This is a genomic window from Streptomyces sp. ISL-99, from assembly GCF_018614005.1.
GTDB classification, from domain to species: Bacteria; Actinomycetota; Actinomycetes; order Streptomycetales; family Streptomycetaceae; genus Streptomyces; species Streptomyces flavidovirens.
Genome location: NZ_JAGGPC010000019.1, coordinates 1 through 22,996, shown reverse-complemented (window position 1 = coordinate 22,996; position 22,996 = coordinate 1). Strand labels below are relative to the sequence as shown.

Annotated in this window: 21 protein-coding genes and 1 tRNA gene; 18 read left to right on the top strand and 4 right to left on the bottom strand. The window is 67.2% G+C overall.

Features of this window, described 5'->3' with window-relative positions; translation table 11 throughout:
• Positions 1-3,183: a type I restriction endonuclease subunit R gene (locus J7E91_RS11230; RefSeq protein ID WP_214901496.1), complete on the top strand. Its 3,183-nt coding sequence runs from the start codon at positions 1-3 to the stop codon at positions 3,181-3,183.
• A gap of 124 nt (positions 3,184-3,307) precedes the next feature.
• Positions 3,308-4,564 carry a hypothetical protein gene (locus tag J7E91_RS11225; protein WP_214901494.1) on the top strand — a complete coding sequence of 419 codons (1,257 nt, stop codon included), beginning with the start codon at positions 3,308-3,310 and terminating at the stop codon, positions 4,562-4,564.
• 127 nt (positions 4,565-4,691) lie between these two features.
• On the opposite strand, the gene J7E91_RS11220 is transcribed toward J7E91_RS11225, so the two are convergent.
• Both J7E91_RS11220 and J7E91_RS11215 read right to left on the bottom strand, forming a co-directional pair.
• Entirely contained in the window at positions 4,692-4,904 is a 213-nt protein-coding gene (locus tag J7E91_RS11220) for a DUF397 domain-containing protein (protein ID WP_214901492.1), read from the bottom strand.
• Positions 4,901-5,737, bottom strand: coding sequence for a helix-turn-helix transcriptional regulator (locus J7E91_RS11215; protein WP_251015526.1), 837 nt, complete (start codon positions 5,735-5,737; stop codon positions 4,901-4,903). Before J7E91_RS11215 ends, J7E91_RS11220 begins: the two co-directional genes overlap by 4 nt.
• Before the next feature lie 152 nt (positions 5,738-5,889).
• Between J7E91_RS11215 and J7E91_RS11210 the strand changes: the two genes are divergently transcribed.
• From J7E91_RS11210 to J7E91_RS11160, 12 genes are all read left to right on the top strand, one after another.
• A complete protein-coding gene (locus tag J7E91_RS11210) occupies positions 5,890-6,360 on the top strand; it encodes an ATP-binding protein (protein ID WP_251015513.1) in 471 nt (156 codons plus the stop codon).
• A gap of 101 nt (positions 6,361-6,461) precedes the next feature.
• Positions 6,462-8,051 (top strand): serine/threonine-protein kinase, encoded by a 1,590-nt coding sequence (locus J7E91_RS11205; protein WP_214901695.1) that lies wholly within the window; start codon positions 6,462-6,464, stop codon positions 8,049-8,051.
• A gap of 72 nt (positions 8,052-8,123) precedes the next feature.
• On the top strand, positions 8,124-10,262 hold the full coding sequence (locus tag J7E91_RS11200) for a UvrD-helicase domain-containing protein (RefSeq protein WP_214901490.1): 2,139 nt from the start codon (positions 8,124-8,126) through the stop codon (positions 10,260-10,262).
• 187 nt (positions 10,263-10,449) lie between these two features.
• Positions 10,450-13,023, top strand: coding sequence for a DUF262 domain-containing protein (locus tag J7E91_RS11195; protein ID WP_214901488.1), 2,574 nt, complete (start codon positions 10,450-10,452; stop codon positions 13,021-13,023).
• Positions 13,024-13,590: 567 nt separating this feature from the next.
• Entirely contained in the window at positions 13,591-13,794 is a 204-nt protein-coding gene (locus J7E91_RS11190) for a hypothetical protein (RefSeq protein ID WP_214901486.1), read from the top strand.
• Positions 13,778-14,290 carry a DUF6879 family protein gene (locus tag J7E91_RS11185; protein WP_214901484.1) on the top strand — a complete coding sequence of 171 codons (513 nt, stop codon included), beginning with the start codon at positions 13,778-13,780 and terminating at the stop codon, positions 14,288-14,290. The genes J7E91_RS11190 and J7E91_RS11185 overlap by 17 nt, the downstream gene beginning before the upstream one ends.
• The gene (locus J7E91_RS11180) at positions 14,287-15,120 is read left to right on the top strand and encodes a helix-turn-helix transcriptional regulator (RefSeq protein WP_214901482.1); all 834 of its coding nucleotides are present in this window, start codon (positions 14,287-14,289) and stop codon (positions 15,118-15,120) included. The genes J7E91_RS11185 and J7E91_RS11180 overlap by 4 nt, the downstream gene beginning before the upstream one ends.
• A 301-nt stretch (positions 15,121-15,421) precedes the next feature.
• A complete protein-coding gene (locus tag J7E91_RS36715; RefSeq protein ID WP_285439054.1) occupies positions 15,422-15,544 on the top strand; it encodes a hypothetical protein in 123 nt (40 codons plus the stop codon).
• 77 nt (positions 15,545-15,621) lie between these two features.
• Positions 15,622-15,759: a hypothetical protein gene (locus tag J7E91_RS11175; RefSeq protein WP_173456875.1), complete on the top strand. Its 138-nt coding sequence runs from the start codon at positions 15,622-15,624 to the stop codon at positions 15,757-15,759.
• Positions 15,760-15,773: 14 nt separating this feature from the next.
• Entirely contained in the window at positions 15,774-16,961 is a 1,188-nt protein-coding gene (locus J7E91_RS11170; protein WP_214901480.1) for a cupin domain-containing protein, read from the top strand.
• Complete coding sequence (locus J7E91_RS11165; protein ID WP_214901478.1) at positions 16,958-17,863, top strand: aldo/keto reductase; 906 nt, start codon at positions 16,958-16,960, stop codon at positions 17,861-17,863. The genes J7E91_RS11170 and J7E91_RS11165 overlap by 4 nt, the downstream gene beginning before the upstream one ends.
• Positions 17,844-18,698, top strand: a complete 855-nt coding sequence (locus tag J7E91_RS11160) for an aminoglycoside phosphotransferase family protein (protein WP_214901476.1) — start codon at positions 17,844-17,846, stop codon at positions 18,696-18,698. The genes J7E91_RS11165 and J7E91_RS11160 overlap by 20 nt, the downstream gene beginning before the upstream one ends.
• A gap of 21 nt (positions 18,699-18,719) precedes the next feature.
• Here the strand turns inward: J7E91_RS11160 and J7E91_RS11155 are convergent, their stop codons facing one another.
• Positions 18,720-19,457, bottom strand: coding sequence for a recombinase family protein (locus tag J7E91_RS11155; protein WP_214901474.1), 738 nt, complete (start codon positions 19,455-19,457; stop codon positions 18,720-18,722).
• A 310-nt stretch (positions 19,458-19,767) separates the two neighbouring features.
• Between J7E91_RS11155 and J7E91_RS11150 the strand changes: the two genes are divergently transcribed.
• The 3 genes from J7E91_RS11150 (at position 19,768) to J7E91_RS11140 (ending at position 21,286) form a co-directional block, all read left to right on the top strand.
• A complete protein-coding gene (locus J7E91_RS11150) occupies positions 19,768-19,968 on the top strand; it encodes a hypothetical protein (protein WP_214901472.1) in 201 nt (66 codons plus the stop codon).
• A gap of 41 nt (positions 19,969-20,009) precedes the next feature.
• The gene (locus tag J7E91_RS11145; RefSeq protein ID WP_214901470.1) at positions 20,010-20,564 is read left to right on the top strand and encodes an Arm DNA-binding domain-containing protein; all 555 of its coding nucleotides are present in this window, start codon (positions 20,010-20,012) and stop codon (positions 20,562-20,564) included.
• 176 nt (positions 20,565-20,740) lie between these two features.
• Positions 20,741-21,286, top strand: a complete 546-nt coding sequence (locus J7E91_RS11140) for a hypothetical protein (RefSeq protein ID WP_214901467.1) — start codon at positions 20,741-20,743, stop codon at positions 21,284-21,286.
• A gap of 88 nt (positions 21,287-21,374) precedes the next feature.
• Here the strand turns inward: J7E91_RS11140 and J7E91_RS11135 are convergent.
• A tRNA-Leu gene (locus J7E91_RS11135) sits at positions 21,375-21,462 on the bottom strand.
• Between the two features lie 181 nt (positions 21,463-21,643).
• Here J7E91_RS11135 and J7E91_RS11130 point away from each other — a divergent pair.
• Complete coding sequence (locus tag J7E91_RS11130; RefSeq protein ID WP_214901465.1) at positions 21,644-22,978, top strand: DUF2254 domain-containing protein; 1,335 nt, start codon at positions 21,644-21,646, stop codon at positions 22,976-22,978.
• The last annotated feature ends 18 nt before the right edge of the window (positions 22,979-22,996 follow it).

The following is a 22,996-nucleotide window of genomic DNA, read 5'->3' as shown; positions in this document are numbered from 1 at the left end:
ATGCCTCCCATTCACACAGAGTCCGCCTTCGGCGATGCCATCGTCGCAGCGATGATCGAGCGCGGCTGGCGCGAAGCGAGCCCCCAGGACTACCGCGCCGACCTCGGCCTGGACACCAACGAACTCTTCACCTTCATCGGCGCCACCCAGCCCGACGAGTGGTACGAGCTCGTCACCCTCTACGGCAACGACCAGACCGAAGCCATGCGCGGCTTCGCCAAGCGTCTCGACCAGGCCATCGCCACCGACGGCCTCCTCGACATCCTCCGCAACGGCGTAAAGGACCGCGGCGTCCGCCTCCGCGTCGCGTACTTCAAGCCGAACCTCGTCGCCCACGACTCCGTACTCGACGGCTACCGCGCCAACCGACTCACCGTCGTCCGCGAGCTCAAGTACGCCACCAAGCAGGCCGACTGGGGCAACGCCCTCGACCTCACCCTGCTCCTCAACGGAATCCCCGTCGCCACCGCCGAGTTGAAGAACCTGCTCACCGGGCAAGGCGTCGAGCAGGCCAAGGACCAGTACCGCACCGACCGCGACCCCACCGAGCTGATCTTCACCCGCCGGGTCGTCGCGAACTTCGCCGTGGACCCGGACCTGGTCTTCGTAGCCACCCAGCTCAAGGGAGCGAAGACCCGCTTCCTCCCCTTCAACACCGGCTCCAACGGCCCCGGCCAGCCCGGCGGCGCCGGAAACCCCACCCCCACCACCTACGGCGCGTACGCCACCTCCTACCTCTGGGAGCAGGTCTGGCAGCCGGACAACTGGCTGGACCTCCTCCAGCGCTTCGTGCACCTGCACAAGACCAAGACGCCCGGCGGCGGCACGACAAAGACCACGATCTTCCCCCGCTTCCACCAGTGGGACGCAGTCAAGAAGCTCACCGCCCACGCCGCCACCCACGGCGCCGGCAGCAACTACCTCGTCATGGCCTCCGCCGGTTCCGGCAAGTCGAACACCATCGGCTGGCTCGCCCACCGCCTGTCCGACCTCCACACCCCCGCCGACCCCCGCGAACTCGCCCCCGAGGCCCTCGCGAGCGGGCTCAAGACGGGCGTACCGGTCTTCGACAAAGTCATAGTCATCACCGACCGCCGCAACCTGGACGCCCAACTCCGGGAAACCATCGGTAGCTTCGAGCAGACCGCCGGCCTGGTCGTGAAGATCGACGAGAAGTACGGCGCCAAGGGCGAGCAGCTCGCCCGCGCCCTCTCGCGCGACACCGGCAAGATCGTCACCGTAACCCTGCACTCCTTCCCGGCCCTGCTGGACTACCTCCAGCGCAACCCCACCGAGATCCAGGGCAGCACCTTCGCGATTATCGTGGACGAGGCGCACTCCTCGCAGTCCGGTGACGCTGCCACCGCCGTACGGGCCGCCCTGCGTGAACTCGGCCTGGACTCCGACTCGGAGGACGCCGGCGCGACCACCCTCACCCTCGACGGCAAGCTGAAAAAGAAGGCTCTGGAGCGTTCGCGCGCCGCGAACCTCTCCTACTTCTCCTTCACCGCCACGCCCAAGGCCAAGACCCTCGAACTCTTCGGCACGCTCCAGGACATCGACGGCGAGGCGACGTACCGCCCCTTCCACACGTACTCCATGCGGCAGGCCATCGAGGAAGGGTTCATCCTCGACCCGCTGCGCAACTACGTCACGTACAACACGTACTGGAAGCTGGTGAACCAGAACCCGGACGAGCGCGAGGTAGACCCCTCGAAGGCGAACGGCCTGCTCGCCCGGTACGCGCTCACCCACGAGTCCACCGTCGCCCAACACGCGCAGGTGATCGTCGAGCACTTCGTGTCCCACAGCCGGGGCCGCCTAGGCGGACGCGCCAAGTCCATGGTCGTCACCGCCTCGCGGAAGTCAGCGGTGGAAATGGCGCGCGCGATCAAGAGCTACATCAAGGATCGCGACTACGACACCAAGTACCCCGACCTGGGTGTCCTCGTCGCCTTCTCCGGTTCGCTCACCATCGACGACGAGGAGACCACCGAGTCGAAGGAGAACGGCGGCCTCTCCGAGAGCGCGCTGCCGAAGGCGTTCGCGTACACGCGCGCCGACGACAAGGCCGCCCGCTCGGGCGGTTCCGGTCAGCAGGAGTACAAGATCCTGGTCGTCGCGGAGAAGTACCAGACCGGCTTCGACCAGCCGCTCCTGACCACGATGTACGTCAACAAGACGCTGACCGGCATCTCGGCCGTACAGACCCTGTCCCGCCTCAACCGAACCGCCGAGCGCAAGACCCAGGGCGACCTGGCCGTCCTGGACTTCGTGAACGACGCCGAGGACATCCAGGAGTCCTTCCGCCCGTACTTCGAGGAGGCGATGACCCTCCCCACCGACCCGAACCTGCTCTACACCGCGCAGAGCCGGGTCATGCAGGCCGCCATCCTCGCCGCGCACGAGATGGACGAGTTCGCCGCCGCGTACTTCGCCGCCAAGGAGAAGGCCGCCGGCTCGCAGGCGAAGTGGGAGAAGCTGCACGCGGAGCTGTACCGGCTGCTCTCCCCCGCCGTGGCTCGCTTCGCAGCGCTGCTCGACAGCGAGGACGAGGACGACGCGAAGACGGCGGAGGACTTCCGTGCCGACCTCACCGACTACGTCCGCAAGTACGGCTTCCTCGCCCAGATCGTCCCGTACCGCGACGCCGAGCTGGAGCGGCTGCACCTCTACGGCCGCTACCTCCTCAACCGCCTGCCGCGCCGCGCGGACGGCGGCGTGGACATAGGCGAAGTCGACCTGAGCCACATGCGCGTGGAGCAGACAGGCGAGTACGACCTCTCCCTCACAGCAGAGGGACCGACGGTGATGCAGGGCTTCGGGGACGGCTCGGGCGGGGCGAAGGAAGCGGAGAAGTCGCTGCTCTCCGAGCTGATCGACAAGTTCAACGCGAAGTTCGGCACGGAGTTCACTGAGCAGGACGTCATCCAGCCCTTCGAGGAGGCGAAGGCCGACCCGAAGGTCCGGGCCGCGGCGGTCGTCAACGACGAGGACAACTTCGGGCTCGTCTTCGACAACGTCTTCGCGGACAAGATGGCCGACCACATCGACACCATCGCCGGCATGGGCCGCCAGTACTTCGGCCCCGACAAGGGCTTCAAGTCCAGCCTGGACCGCAGCGCGCGCAAGGCGGCGTGGCGGATGATCCGCCGCGAGGAGGGCCTGGACGACGACGTCTAATTCGTAGACCCGGCTGGATATGCCGCCGGAGAACCCTTTGGAGCAAGACCTCGGCCCCTGCCCGGCGATCACCGCGCGCACCCCGACGGACCCTCAGCTACGAGAACCACTTCAGGAGCGGGCAATGGACAACGAGATTCAGCTGATCAGTGACGGTGATGGGCTGGCGGTCATCGGGAACGCGACGGACGTCGAACGCTTCCTCGTATCGGAGGGACTGTCGTCGAAGGACCTCGGACTGCAACGGCTCAAGTCCGCCTTCGGTACCGGAGCTGCGGTCGCGCAGGCAGGTTCAGAGATAGCCGCCAACTCCGGTCGCTGGGTGAAGCTGACCAAGGATTCCGCGCAGCGTGTCAAGAAGTTCGGGCTAACGGAAAGCAAGACGCCAGGCGTCAGCCATGCGATGGTGGGCAAACCTGGCTCAATCAAGTCATGGCTCCAGATCGAGAAAGGGGCCGGCTCTTTTCTGACCAACCCGGCGCTTCTGACTGGTGCCGCGGGGATCATGGCACAGCTCGCGATGCAGCAGACCATGGACGAGATCACCGACTATCTCGCCACGATCGACGAGAAGGTCGACGACGTGCTCCGCGCCCAGAAGGACGGTGTGTTGGCCCGCATGATCGGAGTGGACCTCGTGATCGAGGAGACCATGACCATCCGAGAGCAGGTGGGCCGGGTCTCCGAGGTCACGTGGTCGAAGGTGCAGGCCGCTCCAGCGACGATCGCAGATACCCAGGCGTACGCGTTGCGTCAACTCGACGCACTCGCGGAGAAGGTGGAGCGCAAGAGCAAGTCCAAGATCGGCGATCTCGCCACGGCGGCCAATGAAGCCGAGTCCAAGGCTCAGGAGTGGCTCGCTGTTCTGGCTCGTTGCTTCCAACTGCAGGACGCGATCGCCGTGCTCGAACTCGACCGAGTGCTGGACACGGCTCCGGAGGAGCTGGACCAGCATCGCCTCGGGCTTCGGGCTGCCCGACAGAACCGGCTGGATCTCATCTCGCGGAGCACCGAGCGTCTGGTGGCCCGGATGAATGAGGCTGCTGGCACGGCCAACGCGAAGGTGCTGCTGCACCCGACCAAGTCACCGGCTGTAGTCCAGTCGAGCAACCATGTCGCGACTGGCGTCCATGACTTCCACGGGCGGCTCGGGATTGAGTCCGGTCGCCAGTCATCGGATGCAAGACGATGGGGGGACGCGGCCGCGGAGGCGAGGGACAAGGCGCTCAAGACAGGAGCAAAGGGCGTCGATGCCGCCAGAAACCTCGGCAACGAGACCCTCGACCGGGCCAGCTCGGTAAAGGGCAAGCTCTCCAGCGGGATCGCCGAGCGAGCGCGCCGTCGGCGCGGGGACGAAGAGGAACACGCTGAGGAAGGCTGAGTCTGATCCGGCGGTCGGCCCCCGGCTCTTCGGGGCGGGGGCATTCTTTACCTCAGCTAACCGTGCAAGACGTGGGCGCCCAGCCGCCCGCGCGACAGGGCCCCCACGGGGAATGCAAATGTACGGCTCAGATGGTCTGGTCGGCGGCCAGCCGGACGAACTCGGTCCACGTCTGCGAAGTGACGGTCAGGACCGGACCGGTGGGAACCTTCGAGTCCCGAATGTGCACAGCTGCCGAAACGTTGGCCACCTCCACGCACTGCCCACCTTCGGCACCGCTGTAGCTGCTCTTGAACCAGGCCACTCCTTGAGCGGTGGCCGAGGTCTTTGCGGTGTTCATAGCTCTCCCAGCAACTTCTCGATAAATCCAAGGGACTCTCGCGGAGTGAGAGCCTGGGAACGGATGATCCCATAGCGAGCAGCGGCGAGACGGACCTCTTCCCGGTCCGTAAGCAGGCTGCTTCGACCTTGGACCTCCATGTACGTGAGGTGCTCTCCGCCCTTGCGCGTGATGACGGTGAATGGACCGTCTACGCCAGCGTTGTCCTCCCGGTCCAGTGGCATGACCTGGATCTCGACATTGCGTTTCTGACCGACAAGCAGCAACTGTTCGAGCTGTCCCCGTAGCACGGGCGTACCCCCAAGCGGCCTGCACAGAACGTTCTCCTCAAAGACGAAGCTCAGCAGCGGCGCAGGCCAACGGTTAAAGATCTCCTGCCGAGCCAGACGGGCTGCCACTCGCGACTCGATCGTCTCCTCGTCCAGCAGCGGACGCCGCATGGCCAGCAATGCTCGCGTGTACTCCTCCGTCTGCAACAACCCATTGACTACGTGTGTGTCGTAGACACACAGCTCGACCGCTTCCGCTTCCAACCGCGCCATATCCCGGAAGAACGCCGGATACTGCGCCCGCGCAACCTCCTCCTTCAGCGCCCTGAGCAACCCACCCGCATCCAGCACCTCATCCGCCCGGTCGATGAACCGCGGCGGCGGAATCCGCCGTCCCTGCTCGAACGACGCCACCGACTGCGCCGCGTACCCCACGCGCTTCCCGAACTCCGGCCGCTCCAGACCCGCCCGTACCCGCAGCAGCTTCAACTGCCGCCCGAATGCCGTCACCACGCCCTTCCCCGGCTCGTCCTCCGGACGAGGCCCCGCATCGCTCTGCTCCATCGGCTCACTCGACTCCATCGGCTCCGAGGAATCCACCGGCTCCGCCTTCCCGACCCACTTCACGTACACACCCACACGCCACCACGTACAGCCCGCACCCGACAGCGCGTCACCACTGGTCACGCTACGCCACCAACGGAAGCGTAGAAGGCATGACCAGTGAAACCGCTCGCCCCACCGTCACCACCCGAGCCACCACCCCCACCCACCACTTCGCCATGCGCTTCAGCTCGACCCCGCGCGGTGCCCGTCTCGCCCGGCGCCTCGCCGGGCAGCGGTTCGACGCCTGGGGCATTCCGTACGACAGCGACGTACACGACGCACTCACGCTGATCGTCGCCGAGCTGGCCGCCAACGCCGTCACCCACGGCCGGGTACCCGGCCGCGACTTCCACCTCGCCGTCACACTGGCCCCGGCCCTCGCGACCGTACGCATCGACGTCACCGACACCCGCACCGAACGCGTCCCCGCCGTCGCCCCGCCCTCCGACGACCGCGACTCCGGCCGCGGCCTGCTCCTGGTGGAGTGTCTGGCCACCCGATGGGGCTGGTGTCCACGGACCGACGGCCCCGGCAAGACGGTCTGGGCGGAGTACGCGCCCGCGCTGCCCGTCGCAGGGTGACCTGACGGCTGGACGGAAGATCGCCGCAGCGGCCACACTTGTCCCCCTGGCCGTCCGACAACGACGGTTTCGTCGGACAGCACCACACGGGGGCGGGCAAGGTGTCGCAGCAGTTAATCTCCGGGCGTTACGAGCTCCTGGAGGAGTTCGACCAGGGCGGCATGGGCGTCGTCTGGCGCGGCTACGACGCCGTCCTGGACCGGCCCGTCGCCGTCAAGGCCATCCGGCAGGCGTCGATCACCTCGCCGCACCTCATCGAGGAGTTCGCCAAGCGGTTCCGCCGCGAGGCCCGCATCACCGCGCGCATTCAGCACCCCGGTGTGCCGCAGGTGTACGACGCCGTGCTCGACGACTCGTACGAGCGGCTGTTCCTGGTGATGGAGCTGGTCGACGGCATGTCGCTGTCGGCCTACATCCACCCCACTCGCCCCCTGCCCGTCAGCTGGGCGGCCGCCGTCGCCGCTCAGGTGGCGACCGTCCTTTCGTACGCGCACGAGGTGCCGGTCATCCACCGTGACCTGAAGCCGGGGAACATCCTGGTCGCCCGCGACGGCACCGTAAAGGTCCTCGACTTCGGCATCGCGGCGATCCTGCGGACCGATGTCACCAAGCTGACCGCGACCGGAAGCCCCATCGGTACGTACCAGTACATGTCACCCGAGCAGGTGCGGGGCGGGAGCATCACGCCGCAGACCGACCTGTACGCGCTCGGCTGCGTGCTGCACGAACTTCTCAGCGGACGACTGGTATTCACGGCCGAGAGCGAATACCTGCTGATGTTCCAGCACGTCAACGCTGCCCCGACCCCACTGCGCCAGCTGCGGCCCGACGTACCCCAGGCGCTGGAGGAGCTGGTGCTGCTCCTGCTGAGCAAGGCGCCCGAGAAGCGGCCCGCGGACACGCAGGAGGTGTACGAGCGGCTGCTGCCGTTCCTCCCGCCGCCGGGCCAGGAGCCGACCGCCGCCGAGGCGGGGCCGGCAGGGGCTCCCGACCCGACGGGGCTGTTCCGCCACCCGTACGCGCCTCGCGCCCGTACGAAAACGTCGGCGACCGCAGGCCCGGCGCCCACCGCGTCACCGCTCGCCCAGCCCGCGATTCCCGTCCCGGCGCAGCTGCGCGAGGAGATCAAGGAGGCGTACGCCCACTCCGACGCTCTCCTCGAAGAGGAGCGCTTCGCCCAGGCCGCCGAGGTACTCGGCGAGATCATCGAACCGGCCGCCCTTGCCCTCGGCTCCGAGAGCAAACAGGTGCTGGGCCTGCGGCGGCAGCGGGCGGCGATCCGCCTCCTCGGTGGCGACTACCGGGCCGCGCTGCCGGAGTTCGACGCCCTCGCCGACGCGTACGCCCGCATCGTCGGTCCCACCGGCGAGAAGGCCCGCGCCTGCCGCGCCCAGGCCGCGCGCTGCCGCGCCGAACTCGGCCAGGTCACCGAGGCTCTCGCCGCTTTGCAGGGCGTACTGACGGTCGTACGAGCCGTCGACAGCGACGCCGGTGAGGAGGCCGTGGAGCTGCGGCACAACATCGGGATGCTGCTGCTCGCCCAGGGCCGGGCCGCCGAAGCCCGGGAGGTCCTGGAGCCACTCCACCAAGACGTGTGTCTGGTCTACGGGCCGGACGACGAAATGGCCGGCGAGATCGCCGAGGCGCTCTCCGTCATCCGGCTCGGCCTCGACGGCGACTCCGCCCGATAAGCCAGTCGGAGCCCGCAGCGACCGAGTATCGCAGAACCGCCAAACCGCCCCGGGAGAACGGAACCCACCCGCATGCCGCACCTCGCCTTCGACATCGGTTTCTGCGACCAGCTCAGCAAGCTCCAGGGGACCGTGAGACAAGGGGTGTTCGACGCCTGGGAGAAGTTCGGCCGCCTCACGCTCGACCAGCTCTTCAAGGACCCCGGTCTGAAACTGGAGTCCCTGAAGCGCGCCAAGGATCCGCACATCCGCACCATCCGCATCGACCAGGGCACCCGTGGCGTCGTCCTCGCCCCTGACCGCGGGGACACCTTCGTACTGTTGCGGGTGATGCCGCACGACAAGGCCATCGCCTGGGCGATCAAACAGAAGGCCAGCATCAACGCGGTCACCCGCGCCGTCGAGATCCGCGACATGGCGATGCTCGAAGAGCTCACGCCCGCCTACGAGCAAATCGCCGCCGCACCCGACCAGCGGCTCTTCTCCCAGATCTCCGACGGCGACCTGACGGCCCTCGGCGTCGACGGCACCACCCTCCGCCAGGCGCGTGTCCTCACCAGCAAGGAACAGCTGGAGGTCTTCGCGCCGTACTTCCCACCGGACCAGCGTGAAGTACTGGAGTACCTCGCCGAGGGCTTCACCGTGGAGGAGGTGTGGCGCGACCTGGTGTCCGTCAACCTGCCCTCGGCCGCCTCCGACGAGCCGGTGGACACCACCGACTACGCGACGGCCATTCGCCACACCCGCACCCGTATCGCTCTCGTCACCGGCTCCGACGAACTGCGCGACATCCTCGACAAGCCGTTCGCCGCCTGGCGCGTCTTCCTCCACCCGTCCCAGCACAAGGTCGCCTACCGGGCCAGCTACTCCGGCCCCGCGCAGGTGACCGGAGGGCCCGGTACCGGGAAAACCGTCGTCGCCCTGCACCGCGTACGGCATCTGCTGAAGTTCCTGCGCGACGGCGACCGGATCCTGCTGACCACCTACACCAACGCCCTCGTCGCCGCACTGCGCGGCGCACTCGCGGACCTCGTCGAGGACGAGGAGTTGCGCGAACTCGTGGACATCACCACCGTCGACGCCCTTGCCAGTCGGGTCGTGTCCACGGCGCGCCGGCCGCTGCGGGGCGGCGAGGAGGAGGCCCGCTGGGAGCAGGCCGCGCGGGCGACCGGGTTCACCGGCACCGCGCAGTTCCTCGCCCAGGAGTACAAGCACGTGGTCCTTGCGCAGAGCCTGCGGAGCCTGGCGGAGTACGAGGCCGCCGACCGGCGAGGGCGGGGCAGTCGTCTCCCCGTCGCTGAACGCCCTCTGGTATGGCGTACCGTCCAGGAGTTTTCCGACCAGCTCGCCGCCGACGGCCTGCGCACGTATCTGGGGACCTGTGCGGAGGCAGCGGAAGTGCTCAGGGCCAGGGGGCCCCTGTACCGGCACGTCGTCGTCGACGAGGCGCAGGATCTGCACCCCGCACAGTGGCGACTTCTGCGTGCCGCCGTCCCTTCACGACCCGACGACCTGTTCATCGCCGGCGACCCTCACCAGCGGATCTACGACTCGAAGGTGTCGTTGAGCGCCCTCGACATCAAGGTCGCCGGGCGGTCCACCAAAATGCGGAAGAACTACCGCTCGACGCACGAGATCCTCAGCTGGTCCACCGCTCTGCTCGTCGGCCGCCCCTTCGCACAACTGGCGGACGACACCCGTAACGAAACCCTCCTCGGTTACCGCTCGGCCCTGCACGGCAACGGGCCCGCCCACTACGCGGCGGTCTCGGAGGAGGAGGAGCTCGATGCCCTCGTCGAACAGGTGCGGGGGTGGACGGAGAACGGCATCGCTCCGGGCGAGATCGGGGTGACCACGCGCTTCAACCGGGGCGTGGAGAGGGCCCTCGCACGGTTGACTTCCGTCGGTATCCCCGCGATGAAACTGAGGGCCGACGCCACCGGCGGGACAGATTCGGTCCGCGTCGGAACGATGCACTCCATCAAGGGACTGGAGTTCCGCTGTGTTGCTGTGACGGGGGTGAGCTCGGACGCCCTGCCGTTCCCGAAGGCGGTGACGCCCGTGGTGGTCGACCGTCTCCAGCACGAAACAGACCTCATGTCCGAGCGCTGCCTGCTGTTCGTGGCGTGCACGCGTGCTCGGGACAGGCTCTACGTGTCTTGGACTGGAGATCCGAGCCCCTTCCTGACGGACGCTCAGGTGGTCGTCTGAGCACAGTATTCCGCGAGACGTGCCCTGCGCTACGGATGGCGGGCATCGAGCTCAGGCCGACCGGGCGCCTCAACTTGCGCCCAGGCGGCAGCCTCCCGCCCGTTCGCTGGGCGACTGTCAGTGGGAGGCCATATCGTCGGCGCCAACGGGCTTCGATCAGGTGAAGCGATAGGGGACGGACACCACCATGCAGGCCAAAGAGACACTGTTCGCCGACCTTGTGCAGGGACGGGCCCAGCAGTTCCAGGTGCCCCTTTATCAGCGAACGTATTCCTGGACCGAGAAGCACCTGGCGCAGCTGTGGAGCGACATCCTTGAACAGGTCGAGTTGTTGGAGTGCGGGGAGAAGGCAAGCACACACTTCCTCGGGTCGGTCGTCCTGGCGCCGTCCCCGCAGAACGAGGCGACGTTCCCCCGTTGGCTCGTCGTGGACGGCCAGCAGCGGTTGACCACGATCTCCTTAGCCCTTGCGGCGATTCGCGACCATATCGCGACTGCTCAGCCGGGCGAGGCAGAGCGCATCGATGAGGACTACCTGATCAACAAGCGCAAGGGAGACAACGATCGCTTCCGCCTGCTGCCCACCCAGGCTGACCGACCGCACTACGCCGCGCAGATCCGCGGCACGCGGGACGGACAGGCAGCGGGCGACAACATCGCCGCCGCCTATCGGTTCTTCCGCCGCAAGCTGGTGGAGGCGGCGGATCCTGCGGAACCACAGGACGTACTCCGCATCGAACAAGCGATCACGTCAAGGCTCGCCCTGGTGTCGGTGACCGCTGAACGCGGCGACAACGTCCACCGCATCTTCGAGTCGCTCAACAACACCGGTCTCAAGCTCAGCCAGGCGGACCTGCTGCGCAACTACCTCTTCATGCGGCTGCCGAGCCGTGGCGAGCATGTGTATGAGACGTACTGGCTGCCGCTGCAGGACAGCCTGAGCAACAACGAGCTCGAACAGCTCATGTGGTTGCAGTTGGTGCTGGATGGCGACGACCGGGTCCGCCGTCAGGACCTGTACGCCGCCCAGCAGCAACGCTTCGAACGCGGCGAGGTGAACGAGGACGAGATCGAGGCATACATCAAGGAGTTGCACCGCCGATCCGTCCACTTCCGGAGGATGATCCGCCCCGAAGAGGAGCCCGACGCATCGGTCCGGGCCCATCTGCGCCGGTTGGACGACTGGCAGGCAGCGGTCACGTATCCGGCGCTCATGCTGCTGCTCGACCGTCGGGAACGAGGAGAGATCGATTCGGCCGAGACCGCTCGCGCCATGTCGTACGTCGAGAGCTTCCTGGTGCGCCGGACGATCTGCCGCGTGCCGACGAACAACCTCAACAGGATTTTTCAGTCGGTGCCGGCGCAGCTGCCCCTGGACGTTCCCCTCGCCGACGGCCTGCACCAGTTGCTCTCCGCCACCAACCGATTCTGGCCCGACGACGACGAGCTGCGCGAGAAGATCCGTGTGGCCCCCTTCTACCAGTACGGCCGATGGCACCAGCGCAGGCTGGTGCTACAGCGGCTGGAGGAGAGTTATGAGCACCCTGAGCCGGTGGACTTCGCCGCCGCGCAACTGACCATCGAGCACGTGATGCCTCAGTCGGCCGGCGCAGAGTGGATGGAGATGCTGAGTGAGGACGCGGCCGATGGTGAGAGCCCGCAGGATCTGCACTCCCGGCTGCAGCACACGCTCGGTAATCTGACACTGACCGCGGTGAACTCGGAACTGTCCAACCACCCCTTCGAGCGCAAGCAGGACCTGCTGCGGAGCAGCCATCTCGAGATGAATCGCCGCATCGCGGCAACAGAGCGCTGGGGTGCCAAGGAAATTCTGTCTCGCGGCGATGATCTCGCCGAGATTGCGGTCGGGCTGTGGCCTGCCCCGCTACGCGGCGTCGGTCGAGCGGAGCGCAGTCGGGACTGGCAGCTCGCCCACGAGGTTCTGGCCGCGCTCCCGCACGGCACCTGGACTTCCTACGGCGACCTCGCCGCGTATATCGGCTCCGGCGCTCAGGCCGTGGGGAGCCATCTCGCCAGTACCGAAGGGCTGGTCAACGCGTACCGGGTCCTCAATGCCGACGGGAAGGTGTCCGACGGCTTCCGGTGGACCCCGCAGTCTCCGGGAGGCGATGTCCGTGCCCTGCTGAGTGCCGACGGGATCCACTTCACCCTCAGCGGAGCCGCCGACCCCGCGCAGCGTCTGACCAGCGACGACCTGGCCCTGTTGCTGTCGAACCCCGACGACGGGTCGGCAGAGGAAGAGGAACCCGCGGAGCGCACGGCGCAGAACCAGGAGGTCGAGACTCGCGCCGATCGGTTCTTCCGACAGCTCGCCGCGGACGACTCGGCCAAAACCGTGGCCGCTGTACGGGCTCTCCTCTCCCGCTGGGAGGAAGTGGGCGGCTGGACCGGCCACGGATCAGGTCATGTCACCACCAGCGCTTTTCTCATGCTTGGGGCCGAGGGCGGGCCGGGCCACGGCATCTGGCCCCTCGTTCTCTACCCTGGCAGCGAGCGCGGCGGCTCGGCGGAGGTGGTGTTCCAGCACCTCGCCGCGCGGGAACCCTTTACCGACCGAACGCTGCGCGCCGCGCTTCTCGATCGTTTCAACGCGATGGAGGGCGTGGACATCCCTGAGGGCAAATTGGAGCTACGCCCCAGCTTCCGGCTGTCGCTGCTGGAGAACGACCGTAACCGTGAGTTGCTCTCCGAGGCGCTTACCTGGTTCCGCGATCGATGGGAGAACAGGGATGCGTCCTGAGCTTCTTACAGCACGAGACCGCTGATTTCGGCTGCCCCGCATCACGAACGAGCGGTGCGGGGCCGCCGCGCTGGACATCTCCCGTCCGGTGCCGGGAGCGCCATCACGCACAACGCAAAGCGCCGGCCAGGATCTCTCCTGACCGGGCACTTGTCGGTAACGCTGTGGTGTCCGAGGGGGGACTTGAACTCTCCTCTCGGGCACCAGCCCATAACTGCTCTGACCTGGGGAAACGCCCGTCGATCGGCTTCATTTCGGCGGGCGCTTCCCCTGTTCTTTCCTGCTGTTTCAGGCCCTCTCGGGCCCCTGTTGGTCATGCGTTGGTCACGTGACCAACCCTCTTCCGAGGCGTCCGTCCCTGGTCAGGCTTCCCGGACGGCGCCACGGGGCTACGCCCAGTCTGCACGGGCGCGTGCGTGACCACGCACCGGGGGGTGGGCCGGGGTGGTCGCCGCCCTGTTTATGCAAGGACACGCATAGTCGCGTTCGCGCATAGACGCGTGACACCGCCCCCTCTAGTGTCGTTGGGCAGGCGGCCCAAACGGGGCCAGAGCAAGGGGGTTTGGCATGTCCGAACGTTCGGCACTCACCCGGCTCACGGGCAACGGCGAGTGCGGAGAGAAGGACTGCCCGAACGTGTACCGCACGGCTACCGGGTCGTTCGTGGTGCAGGGCGACGTGTCCGACGCCTTCACCCCGCCCTCCGGGGAAGGGCTCGTGGAAATCCCGGAGGCAGTTCTCAGGGAGGCGTTCCGTGCACTTGGATGGTGACGCGTGGAATGACTGCTTCGATTCCATGGAGCGTGAGGCGTGGCGACTGGAAACGCTGCCCGTCTACACCATGCCCCAGGAAGCGGAGAAGCTGAAGCGCTTTCTCGCCGGGGAGAAATCCCCCGACGATTACACGTCGGCTTGGATGGACGAGGTTCGGCAATGGACCTCGGAAGGAAAGAGCGTCGGCAGGGTGCACGTCGTGACCCGCCCGCTCTCGGACTACCTTCGGTTCGAGTTCGAGTATTACTACCGGCACCACGTGAAGGTGGGCGAGGATATCCGCATTCTCGACCTCACCGACCGGGAGAACCCGGGACTTCCGGGCCAGGACTTCTGGATGTTCGATGAGTCCAAGGTGGTCCTGATGAACTACCGGGCGGGCGGGACGCAGATAAACCGGGAGCTGTACGAGGGTGATCCCGAACAGTACCGGCAGTGGAAACGAATTGCCGTTGCCGAGTCGGTTCCATTCCTGGAGTACGTGAGCGGGTGACGTTCGACCCTGAGCAGATGGGCCAGCCGAAACAGGAACTGGCGGCCCTGCTGAAAGAACTACGCAAGCGAGCCGGCCTCACTGGGGACCGGCTCGCTCGGCGTTGCAACATGTCCCAATCGAAGATCAGCCGGATTGAGAACGGGAAAGCTCAGCCGAGCCTACTGGACCTGGAAAGAATCCTACGAGCCGTCGTGGCTCCACCCGAGGTCATCGAGGAGGTCATCGCCCTCGCGCGGTTGGCCAACACCGAATGGCAAGACCTGCGCTCCCTGCGCCGTAGGGGCCTGGAGAAGAAGCAGACTGAACTTGCAGCCCTCGAATCCTCCTCTACGGAATTCCGCTTCTTCCTGCTCTCGATGATTACAGGACTGCTGTCCACCCCTGAGTACATCCGGGCCAGCCTTGCCCATTCCCCGGCCGATGTCACTAAGACGATCGCGAGGAAGCTGGAGCGGCAGGAGGTTCTTTACGACACGAAGAAGCGGTTCACCTTCATCCTGACCGAGCAGGCTGTGAGGTGGCCGCTCCTTCCCCCGGCTGCGATGGCAATGCAGATTGACCGGCTGGCCTCACTTACCCACCTTACGAACGTGAAGCTCGGCGTTATCCCAATCGCGGGATACAAGCCCATGGCGCCTATGGACACCTTCACCATCTATGACAACACGCTGGCCACTGTGGAGAACACGACCGGTGTCGTGATCCTTAGAGATCCAAGAGACATCGAAATGCACCTGGAACTGTTCTCCACACTGGAGGGCTATGCATTGTTCGGGGACGAAGCGCGAGCCTTGTTGGCGGAGTGGTCTGCTGCTTGCCGTTCATGATCTTTAGTCCATGACGGGAAAGAACTACACAACCCCCGCTTTCCAGGTCAATGTTTTCCCCCATGGCGGCGACCGAGCGAGACGAAACGAGAAACCGCGACGGCGGACGCATGACCCTGCGGGTGTCATACGACGGCGGCCGGACGTACGGCCCGGTTCGTGAGGTGCGTGTGGACCCGCGCAAAGCAGTGATCTTGGGTTCACCGACCAAGTACCCGCCCTGCGGGTGCCCCCGGTGCACGGGCCGCAGTTCGCCGTCTGTGAGTGATCTCCGCCCTGTCGCGGTGGAGCCGAGGACGGCGTGAGGCATGGCTTGGGTCGCTGGGTGCTGCGCCACTTCGGCCGGTACGCGGGGCCGCTGTACCTGGCCATGATCCTCGGCGGCTGTGCCTTGATTTTCGCCGGAGCCCTGGCGATCCGGTAGCCGCCGGACTCGCCGCTGTCCCCTTTGCTTCCCGCCTGATCCCGGGCGGGAGTCCCCGAGAAGAGAGAGGTAGTCCGATGGTGGAAGAGAACACCGGTTCCGTGGCCCCCGAGGGGGGTGGCCTGCTCATCGCGAAGCGGAAGATCGTGGCCGCGCGCACTCGTGCCGAGCAGGAGTCGGACGTCAGCGGTGGCCGTTCCGACGGCAACGACTGACGGGAGCGCCCACGTTGCTTGATGCAGCCTCGTGGGCGGGGCGTCTGGGCGGGGACAAGTTCCTCGCCCGGACGTACCACCGCTCCTACGCACACATCCCCGGAGCCGCCGACACGGCGGGCCTGTTTTCCTGGGACGACCTGAACCGAATCATCGCCACACAGCGGCTGGAGCCGCCCCGGCTGCGCCTCTCGGTCGACGGCGAGATGGTCCCGCTGCACCGCTACGCCATCCCCACCACGAACCGCCGAGCGGTCACCTGGTCCCGCATCCAACCGTCCGACTTCCACGCCCAGCTCAGGGACGGGGCATCGCTGGTCCTCGACGCGGTGGAGAAGATCCACCCCGTCGTGGGGGCGGCTGCGGAGGCGCTGGCTCGCTTCCTCGGGACTTCCGTGCAGGCCAACGTGTACGCCTCGTGGACCGAGCGGGAGGGCTTCGGCCGGCACTGGGACGACCACGACGTGGTGGTGGTCCAACTGCATGGCTCGAAGCGGTGGCGCCTGTGGGGGATGACCCGCGAGGCGCCCACCTTCCGGGACGTGGAGTCGCCGGAGGAGCCGGAGGGCGACCCCGTGGCGGACCTCGTTCTGTCCCCGGGTGACGTGCTCTACCTGCCGCGCGGCTGGTGGCACGCGGTCACCGCTGACCAGGGGACGGAATCTCTTCACCTCACCTTCGGCATGGTCGCGCACACGGGTGCTGACCTGATGCTCTGGGTCGTGGATCAGCTTCGGGCGTCCCTCGCGCTCCGCAGGGACATCCCGCGCTTCGGTTCGCTGGCGGAACAGGCGGACTTCATCGACGCCGTGCGCCGTGAGGTGACCGACATGATGGCGGACCCGCGCCTCGTGGAGCGGTGGGCGGAGTCGATCGACACGACCGACCTGGGCCACGCGATTCCGTCCCTGCCCTACGTAGACGGGCTCCCCGCACGAGGGGAGATCACGGTCAAGCTGACCGCTCCGAGGGGCCGCCTGACGGCGAACCCGGCAGAGGGCATGGTCACCTTCTCGGCCGCCGGTACCGCGTGGGACTTCGCCGAGTCCGCAGCTCCCGCACTGGGCACGCTGCTGACCAACCAGCCGACCACGCTGGGCGAGATGGCCGACTCCGCCGGACTGGAGGTCAAGGACGTAGCCGAACTGGTCTCCGTCCTCATCGACGGCCACGCCGTCGCAGTCGTGGGGACGGCGCTGTGACCGCCGCGCTCTCCCTGGGGACATACCGCGTGCGTGCTGTCAGTCAGGCGGCACGCACCGCTCTGGCTGCCGGTAGCCCCTGGGTGGACACGGCACCCAACTACGCCCACGGTCGGGCGCACGAGGAGCTGCGCCCGCTTCTCAGGGAGTACCCGACCGTGCGGGTAGCCACGAAGGCGGGGTTCTTCACGGAGGAACAGGGCCGCACCGCACTGGCTGACGGCGTGCTCACCAGGGAAGAGGCGGCGGGTAGGCACAGCCTTGAGCGGGGCTTTGTCCGCTGGCAGATGGAGCGCTCGTTGGCCGCGCTCGGGCGCGTGGACCTGGTGTTCGTGCACAACCCGGAGCACGACGGCCAGGGCCTTGACCGTACGGCTCTGCACGGGCGTCTGCGGGAAGCCTTTACGGCGCTGGAGGAGTTCGCCCATGCGGGCAGGATCGGCGGGTACGGCGTCGCCACTTGGTCGGGTCTGACCTCCGGGGCGTTCAGCGTGCCCGAGTTGCTCGCTCTCGCCCGGCAGGCGGCGGGTTCCGCCGAGCACCATTTCACGGGCTTGCAGATGCCCGTCAGCCTGATCATGGATGCCCCGATCACACAGGCCCTGAACGGTGGCGGACCACTGGTGCAGGCGAAGGACGCGGGGCTGATCACGTTCGGCTCCGCGCCCCTGCACGGGGGCGCCCTCCTCGATGCCATGACACCCGAACTGGTGAACCTCATCCGCCCTGGCTTGTCGGCCGCAGCCGCTGCCCTGCTGGCCGCTGGCTCGTGCCCTGGCCTCGATGTCGTCCTGACTTCCGCGAGCACCCGTGAACACTGGGACGATGCGGCGAAGGCTCTGGCTGCGCCTCTGACGGCCCAGGAACTCAGGAGGGTGACGGATGAACTCGCCGGTGAATGAGGAGGTGCAGGCCCTGATGGAGGCCGCCCACGACCGGGCGGCCAAGGCACTGGGTCTCACCTGCACGGGGTCGCTGGCGTGGGGCTTCCTCGGTGTCACCCTCGGACGCCGAGCGGGGGACCGGTGGCTGCGGGTGAGTCGGACGGCGAAGAGGAACGCGGGCAGGAAGCGGGGGGAGGGCATCGTCGGCGCCTCCGAGCTGGTGCCTGACGGCGTCCCTCGTCCCCGCCTGTACGAGGTGCACGACTGGACTGACGGGGAGTGGGCTTTCGAGGCGGAAGTCCTCGACTACGTGACGCAGCCGATCGTGTCTCCGGACCGGGCCGACATCGACCGCGACCCGGGGTTGCCTGACGAGTGGTGGGCGGACCTTCGCCAAGCCCTTGCCCTGCTCGCTGAAGTGGAGGGTGTGAAGACGACCGTCCGGGATGGGTGGATCGAACGGGCCTTCCCCCAGTTCCTTGGCATCCCGGCACCCGCCAAGGTGGAGCGGGTGACCGGTCACGGTGACCTGCACTGGGGCAACCTCACCGTTGCGCCCCTGTGCCTGTTGGACTGGGAGCGGTGGGGCTTGGTGCCCTTCGGCTATGACGCGGGGCTCCTCCACGCCAACAGCCTGCTCGTTCCCGACGTAGCCGCTCGCATCCGCAGGGAGTTCGCGCCGACCCTCGACACCCCGGCCGGCCGAATCGGGGAACTCGCCGCGCTGGCGGAGATGCTGCAAGCCGTGGCCCGTGGCTGGTACCCCGCCCTTGCACCCCGGCTCGTTGCCCGTGCGGAGGCGCTCACCGGTGTTCGCCCACCCGTCCCGGTGCGCTCCGAGGTGAGCGCCTGACTGCGCCCCTGTGCGCCTGTCTCAGGCGCTCTCACCGATGTGCCGGTACAAGGTTGCCCGGGAGATCCCCAGCGCCTTGGCGATGGCGGTGACGCTCTCTCCCTTGGCGTGCCGGGCACGGGCCACGGCTAGCTTGTCGTCGTCCACGACGGAGGGGCGTCCACCGTGGTTGCCCTTGCGGGCCGCAGTGTCCAGCCCCTCCAACGTCTTCTCCCGGATGCCTTCCCGCTCTACCTCGGCGGCCACGGCCAGGACGGCGAACACGATCGCGCCTGCCCCGTTCGGGTCGTACACGCCCTGCAAGGGGCCGGAGAGGAGTTCCAGTTGGATGCCGTCCGCTTGCAGGGTGGAGGACAACGTCATGAGTTCTGCCGCGTTGCGGGCAAGGCGCTTCATCTCGACCACGGTCAGGATGACGGGCTGATTGGGTGCGGCTGTCTTGATCTCCCGAGCGAGGGTGAGTGCCTTGTCCAGTTCCGGCCGCTCCTTCACGCGGGTACTGATCTTCTCGGAGAAGACGCGGTTGCAGTCGGCACGGGCAAGCATGTCCAACTGGCTCTGGAGTTCCTGCCCGACAGTGGAGCAACGTGCGTAGCCGATACGTATAGCTGCGCCCGGCGTCGCCTCGGGTGCCTGCACTACGGGTGCGCCTTGCGTCCACGCCTTGCCGGGGTTGCGGTCGGCCGGAGTCTTCACGGCGAGTTCCGACTTGAGAGACGGCACGAGGGCGAAGCGACCCGTGTGGTAGTTCGCTGCCACCTTGCCCGCTCCCGTCCGGCAAGGGCTACCGGCAGGGGCTTCGCACTTCGGGCAGGGGTGACGCTCCTCGGGCAACCCCCGCGAAATCCGGATCGAGCCGCACGAGGAAGCCGACCCGCAAGAGGTAGCGCGCGGCATCACCAGCACGATCCTGCGGCAGATCGACACAGCCAAGTTCGCGGCAGAGGTAGGGCCGCTGGCGAAGCTGGCCCTGGCTGGCCAACAGCCGGTTGAGGACTTCCGGGAGAAGCTGGCCGGCCTGCCCCGGGGGCTGTCGGACGAGTACCTCGCGATCCTCTCCGCCTTCTACGTGCGGCTGGTTGAGCTCGGGGAAACGGCTCCCATTCATGCGCTCGAAAACGTCACCGGGACCAAGCAGGCCACGTTGAAGGGCCACCTTCGAGCGGCGCGACAGCGCGGCTTCCTGACCAAGGTCGAAGGGAAGGCGGGCGGGAAGCTCACGGACAAGGCGATCGAGACGGTGAAGGGGATCAAGGGTGAGGAAGCCTGACAGCCGTAGCGGCTGCGGCAGAGCGAGGGGGAACTAGCCGGGTGGCAAAGCGCGGCAACGGGCTCGGTGGGACTCCGGTGGAGATCCCGCGCACGGGCCGACCGAACACCTGGGGCGTGCGTACGCCCCTGCACTTCAACCCGGCGACGGGCAAGAAGGAGCGCTACTGGATAGGACGCGAGTACAAGACCAAGACCGAGGCGGAACGGGCGCTGCGCAAGTGGCACACCGACCACGAGGCAGGCACCCTCACGCCCCGCTGCGACATGACCATGGGCGAGCTCATGGACGGGTGGCTTGCCAAGCATCGGGGCGAGGACACCACGAAGGAGGGGTACGGGCCGAAGATCCGGCTGCACATCAAGCCGCACATCGGCAAGGTCAAGGTGGTGGAGGTGACGGACGAGCGGCTGGACGAGCTGTACCGGCTCTTGGAAACCGCGCCCATCGAGGCGAACGGGAACAAGCCGCTCGGACCCAAGAGCGTCCGCCACATACACAACATCATCTCGGCGGCGCTCGACTCGGTGACCGGACCGAGGAAGCTCCTCGCGGTCAACCCGGCGCACACTGCCAACCCGCCGACCGAGCGGTAGACAAGGCGGCACAGCCGGACTTCCCCACCCTCAACGATCACGAGACGGCGCACTTCCTCAAAGAGATATGGAAGCCGTGCGGCAACCGGGCGTGCGACGGCGGACTGACCCACCACTGCCTTCGGGATGCCCCGCTGTGGACCTCGTACGCGGCGACCTCATGCCGCCGCAGCGAAGTGCTGGGGTGGAAGTGGTCGCTCATCCACTGGGATGAGTGCGCCATCGAACTGGGCTGGGTCGTGGTCGAGGAAGGCAACACCTACCGGCTGCGCAAGCTCACCAAGGATGGAGACGACAACGCGATCATCTACGTAGACCAAGCCCTGATGAACGTCCTCAAGTGGCAGAGGGAACGTCAGGACGCGGAGCGGGAACGCCTCGGGGATCTCTGGGTGGACCATGACCTCGTGTTCGCCCGTGACGGCTTCAAGCTGTACCGGGGCGAGGCAGGCGGACCGCAGGACCCCGAGAAGGTGTCGGCCCGCTGGCGGACGGCACGCAACCGTCTGCACCTGCCGGAGAACTTCCGGCTGCACGACTGGCGGGCATCGAAGATCACGAACGATCTCGACAACCACGAGAACCCGGTAGAGGTCTCCGCCAACGCCCGGCACCACTCGCCGGGCTACACCATGGCGCGCTACGGCAGGCGTCGCGCCGAAGGGGCGAAGAAGCTGGCCGCTTCCAGCGCTGCCCGTCTCGGCCTGTCATCCCTGGTCTGACCAGGAAGTTCGCTCGGCTGTTGGTCACGTGGTTGGTCACGCCACAGCCGGAGAAACAGAAAAACCCCAGATCAACTGGGGTCTCTGCTGGTGTCCGAGGGGGGACTTGAACCCCCACGCCCGATAAAGGGCACTAGCACCTCAAGCTAGCGCGTCTGCCATTCCGCCACCCGGACCAGGTGGTCGGCCCCGGTTTCCCGCGGCGACATGGAAAACAATACCAGGGGTTCGGTGTGGCTTTCACCTGCGTATCCCGTGGTCAGTGGCCTGCGGCGGCCCTGCTCGGCGTGACGCGGCCGGCGCTCGGCCACGGTGTTTACGGAGTGCTACCTTCCGCGTACGCTTAGCGTTCGCGGGATGAGTCATGGATACGGATCCGGCCGTCGTGCGTACCGTCGGCCGCGTGCGCTGTCGCCCCTGCGTGAGCATCTGCGGGACACCTTCTGGTTCGCGCCGACCGTGGGGCTGGTGTGCGCGTTCGCGCTGTGGTGGGTGGCCTCGGCGCTCGATGCGGAGATCGTCGGGTATCTGCAGGGCGAGAAGGCGTATGACGCGATCAGCGATCTGATCTCGATCGCCGAGGACGCCAAGACGATCGTCACCACGATCAGCTCGGCGATGATGACCTTCATCGGTGTGGTCTTCAGCATCTCGCTGGTGGCCGTACAGATGGCGAGCGGCGGGTTCACGCCCCGGGTCGTGCGGATCTTCGTCCGGAGCCGGATCACCAAGCTCACGCTCACGGTCTTTCTCGCGACGTTTCTGTTTTCACTGCTGGTGCTGACCCAGTACGACAGCAAGAGCGATCCGCGGCTGGTGACCACCGTGCCGCTGGTGCAGAGCGTTCTGGTCATGACCATGGTCGTGCTGAGCCTGCTGCTGTTCATCGCGTATGTGTCGTCCACGCTGCGGCTGATGCAGGTCGGGCCCGTCGTCGACCGCATCGCTCGGGATGCGTTCCGCGTGCTGGCCCGGCAGCCGGGCGGGGGGCTGGGCGGGGGAGCCGGGCGGGAGCCGCTCGCGCCCGAGAGCGGGCGGATCGCGTACCAGGGGCGGGCGGGGGTGCTGCGGGATGTGAATGTCGCGCGGCTGGTACGGGCCGCCAGGCGGGAGGGAGTCGTCCTGCGGCTCATTCCCCGGATCGGGGACTTCGTCGTACCCGGGACGCCGGTGCTGGCCGTTCACGGCGACGGAGCGCCGTCACGGGGTGCGCTGCGCTACACCGTGTCCGTTGGCGTGGAACGCACGTCGCATCAGGATCTCGGGTTCGGGCTGCGGCAGTTGTCCGACATCGGGTTGCGGGCGCTGTCGCCTGCCGTCAATGACCCGACGACAGCCGTGCAGTGCCTGGACCGGATCGTGCAGTTCCTCGCCGCTGTGGTGGAGATGCCGCTGGGGGCCGTCCATCACCTGGACCGCGAGCGTGTGGTGCGACTGGTGCAGGACGTGCCGGAGTGGGCCGATCTGGTGGATCTCGGGTTCACCGAGATCCGGGGGTGCGCGGTCGGCAGTCCGCAGGTTTCGCGGCGGTTGCTGGCCGGGATCGAGGATCTGTTGCTGCTGGCGCCGGCTGACAGGAGAGAGCCGCTGGTGCGGCACCGTACGCTCCTCGTGCAGGCCGTGGAGCGTACGGTGCCGGAGGCCGCCGAGCGGGCGTTCGCCCTGCTGTCCGACCGCCAGGGCATTGGCTAGAAGGCTCGTGAAGATCTT

Coding starts and splice junctions, on each gene's coding strand:
- J7E91_RS11160 (WP_214901476.1), top strand. CDS start 17,844: ATGAACTCGCCGGTGAATGAGGAGGTGCAGGCCCTGATGGAGGCCGCC.
- J7E91_RS11190 (WP_214901486.1), top strand. CDS start 13,591: ATGTCCGAACGTTCGGCACTCACCCGGCTCACGGGCAACGGCGAGTGC.
- J7E91_RS11220 (WP_214901492.1), bottom strand. CDS start 4,904: ATGAACACCGCAAAGACCTCGGCCACCGCTCAAGGAGTGGCCTGGTTC.
- J7E91_RS11200 (WP_214901490.1), top strand. CDS start 8,124: ATGCCGCACCTCGCCTTCGACATCGGTTTCTGCGACCAGCTCAGCAAG.
- J7E91_RS11195 (WP_214901488.1), top strand. CDS start 10,450: ATGCAGGCCAAAGAGACACTGTTCGCCGACCTTGTGCAGGGACGGGCC.
- J7E91_RS11225 (WP_214901494.1), top strand. CDS start 3,308: ATGGACAACGAGATTCAGCTGATCAGTGACGGTGATGGGCTGGCGGTC.
- J7E91_RS11175 (WP_173456875.1), top strand. CDS start 15,622: ATGGTGGAAGAGAACACCGGTTCCGTGGCCCCCGAGGGGGGTGGCCTG.
- J7E91_RS11130 (WP_214901465.1), top strand. CDS start 21,644: ATGAGTCATGGATACGGATCCGGCCGTCGTGCGTACCGTCGGCCGCGT.
- J7E91_RS11210 (WP_251015513.1), top strand. CDS start 5,890: ATGACCAGTGAAACCGCTCGCCCCACCGTCACCACCCGAGCCACCACC.
- J7E91_RS11230 (WP_214901496.1), top strand. CDS start 1: ATGCCTCCCATTCACACAGAGTCCGCCTTCGGCGATGCCATCGTCGCA.
- J7E91_RS11215 (WP_251015526.1), bottom strand. CDS start 5,737: ATGGAGCAGAGCGATGCGGGGCCTCGTCCGGAGGACGAGCCGGGGAAG.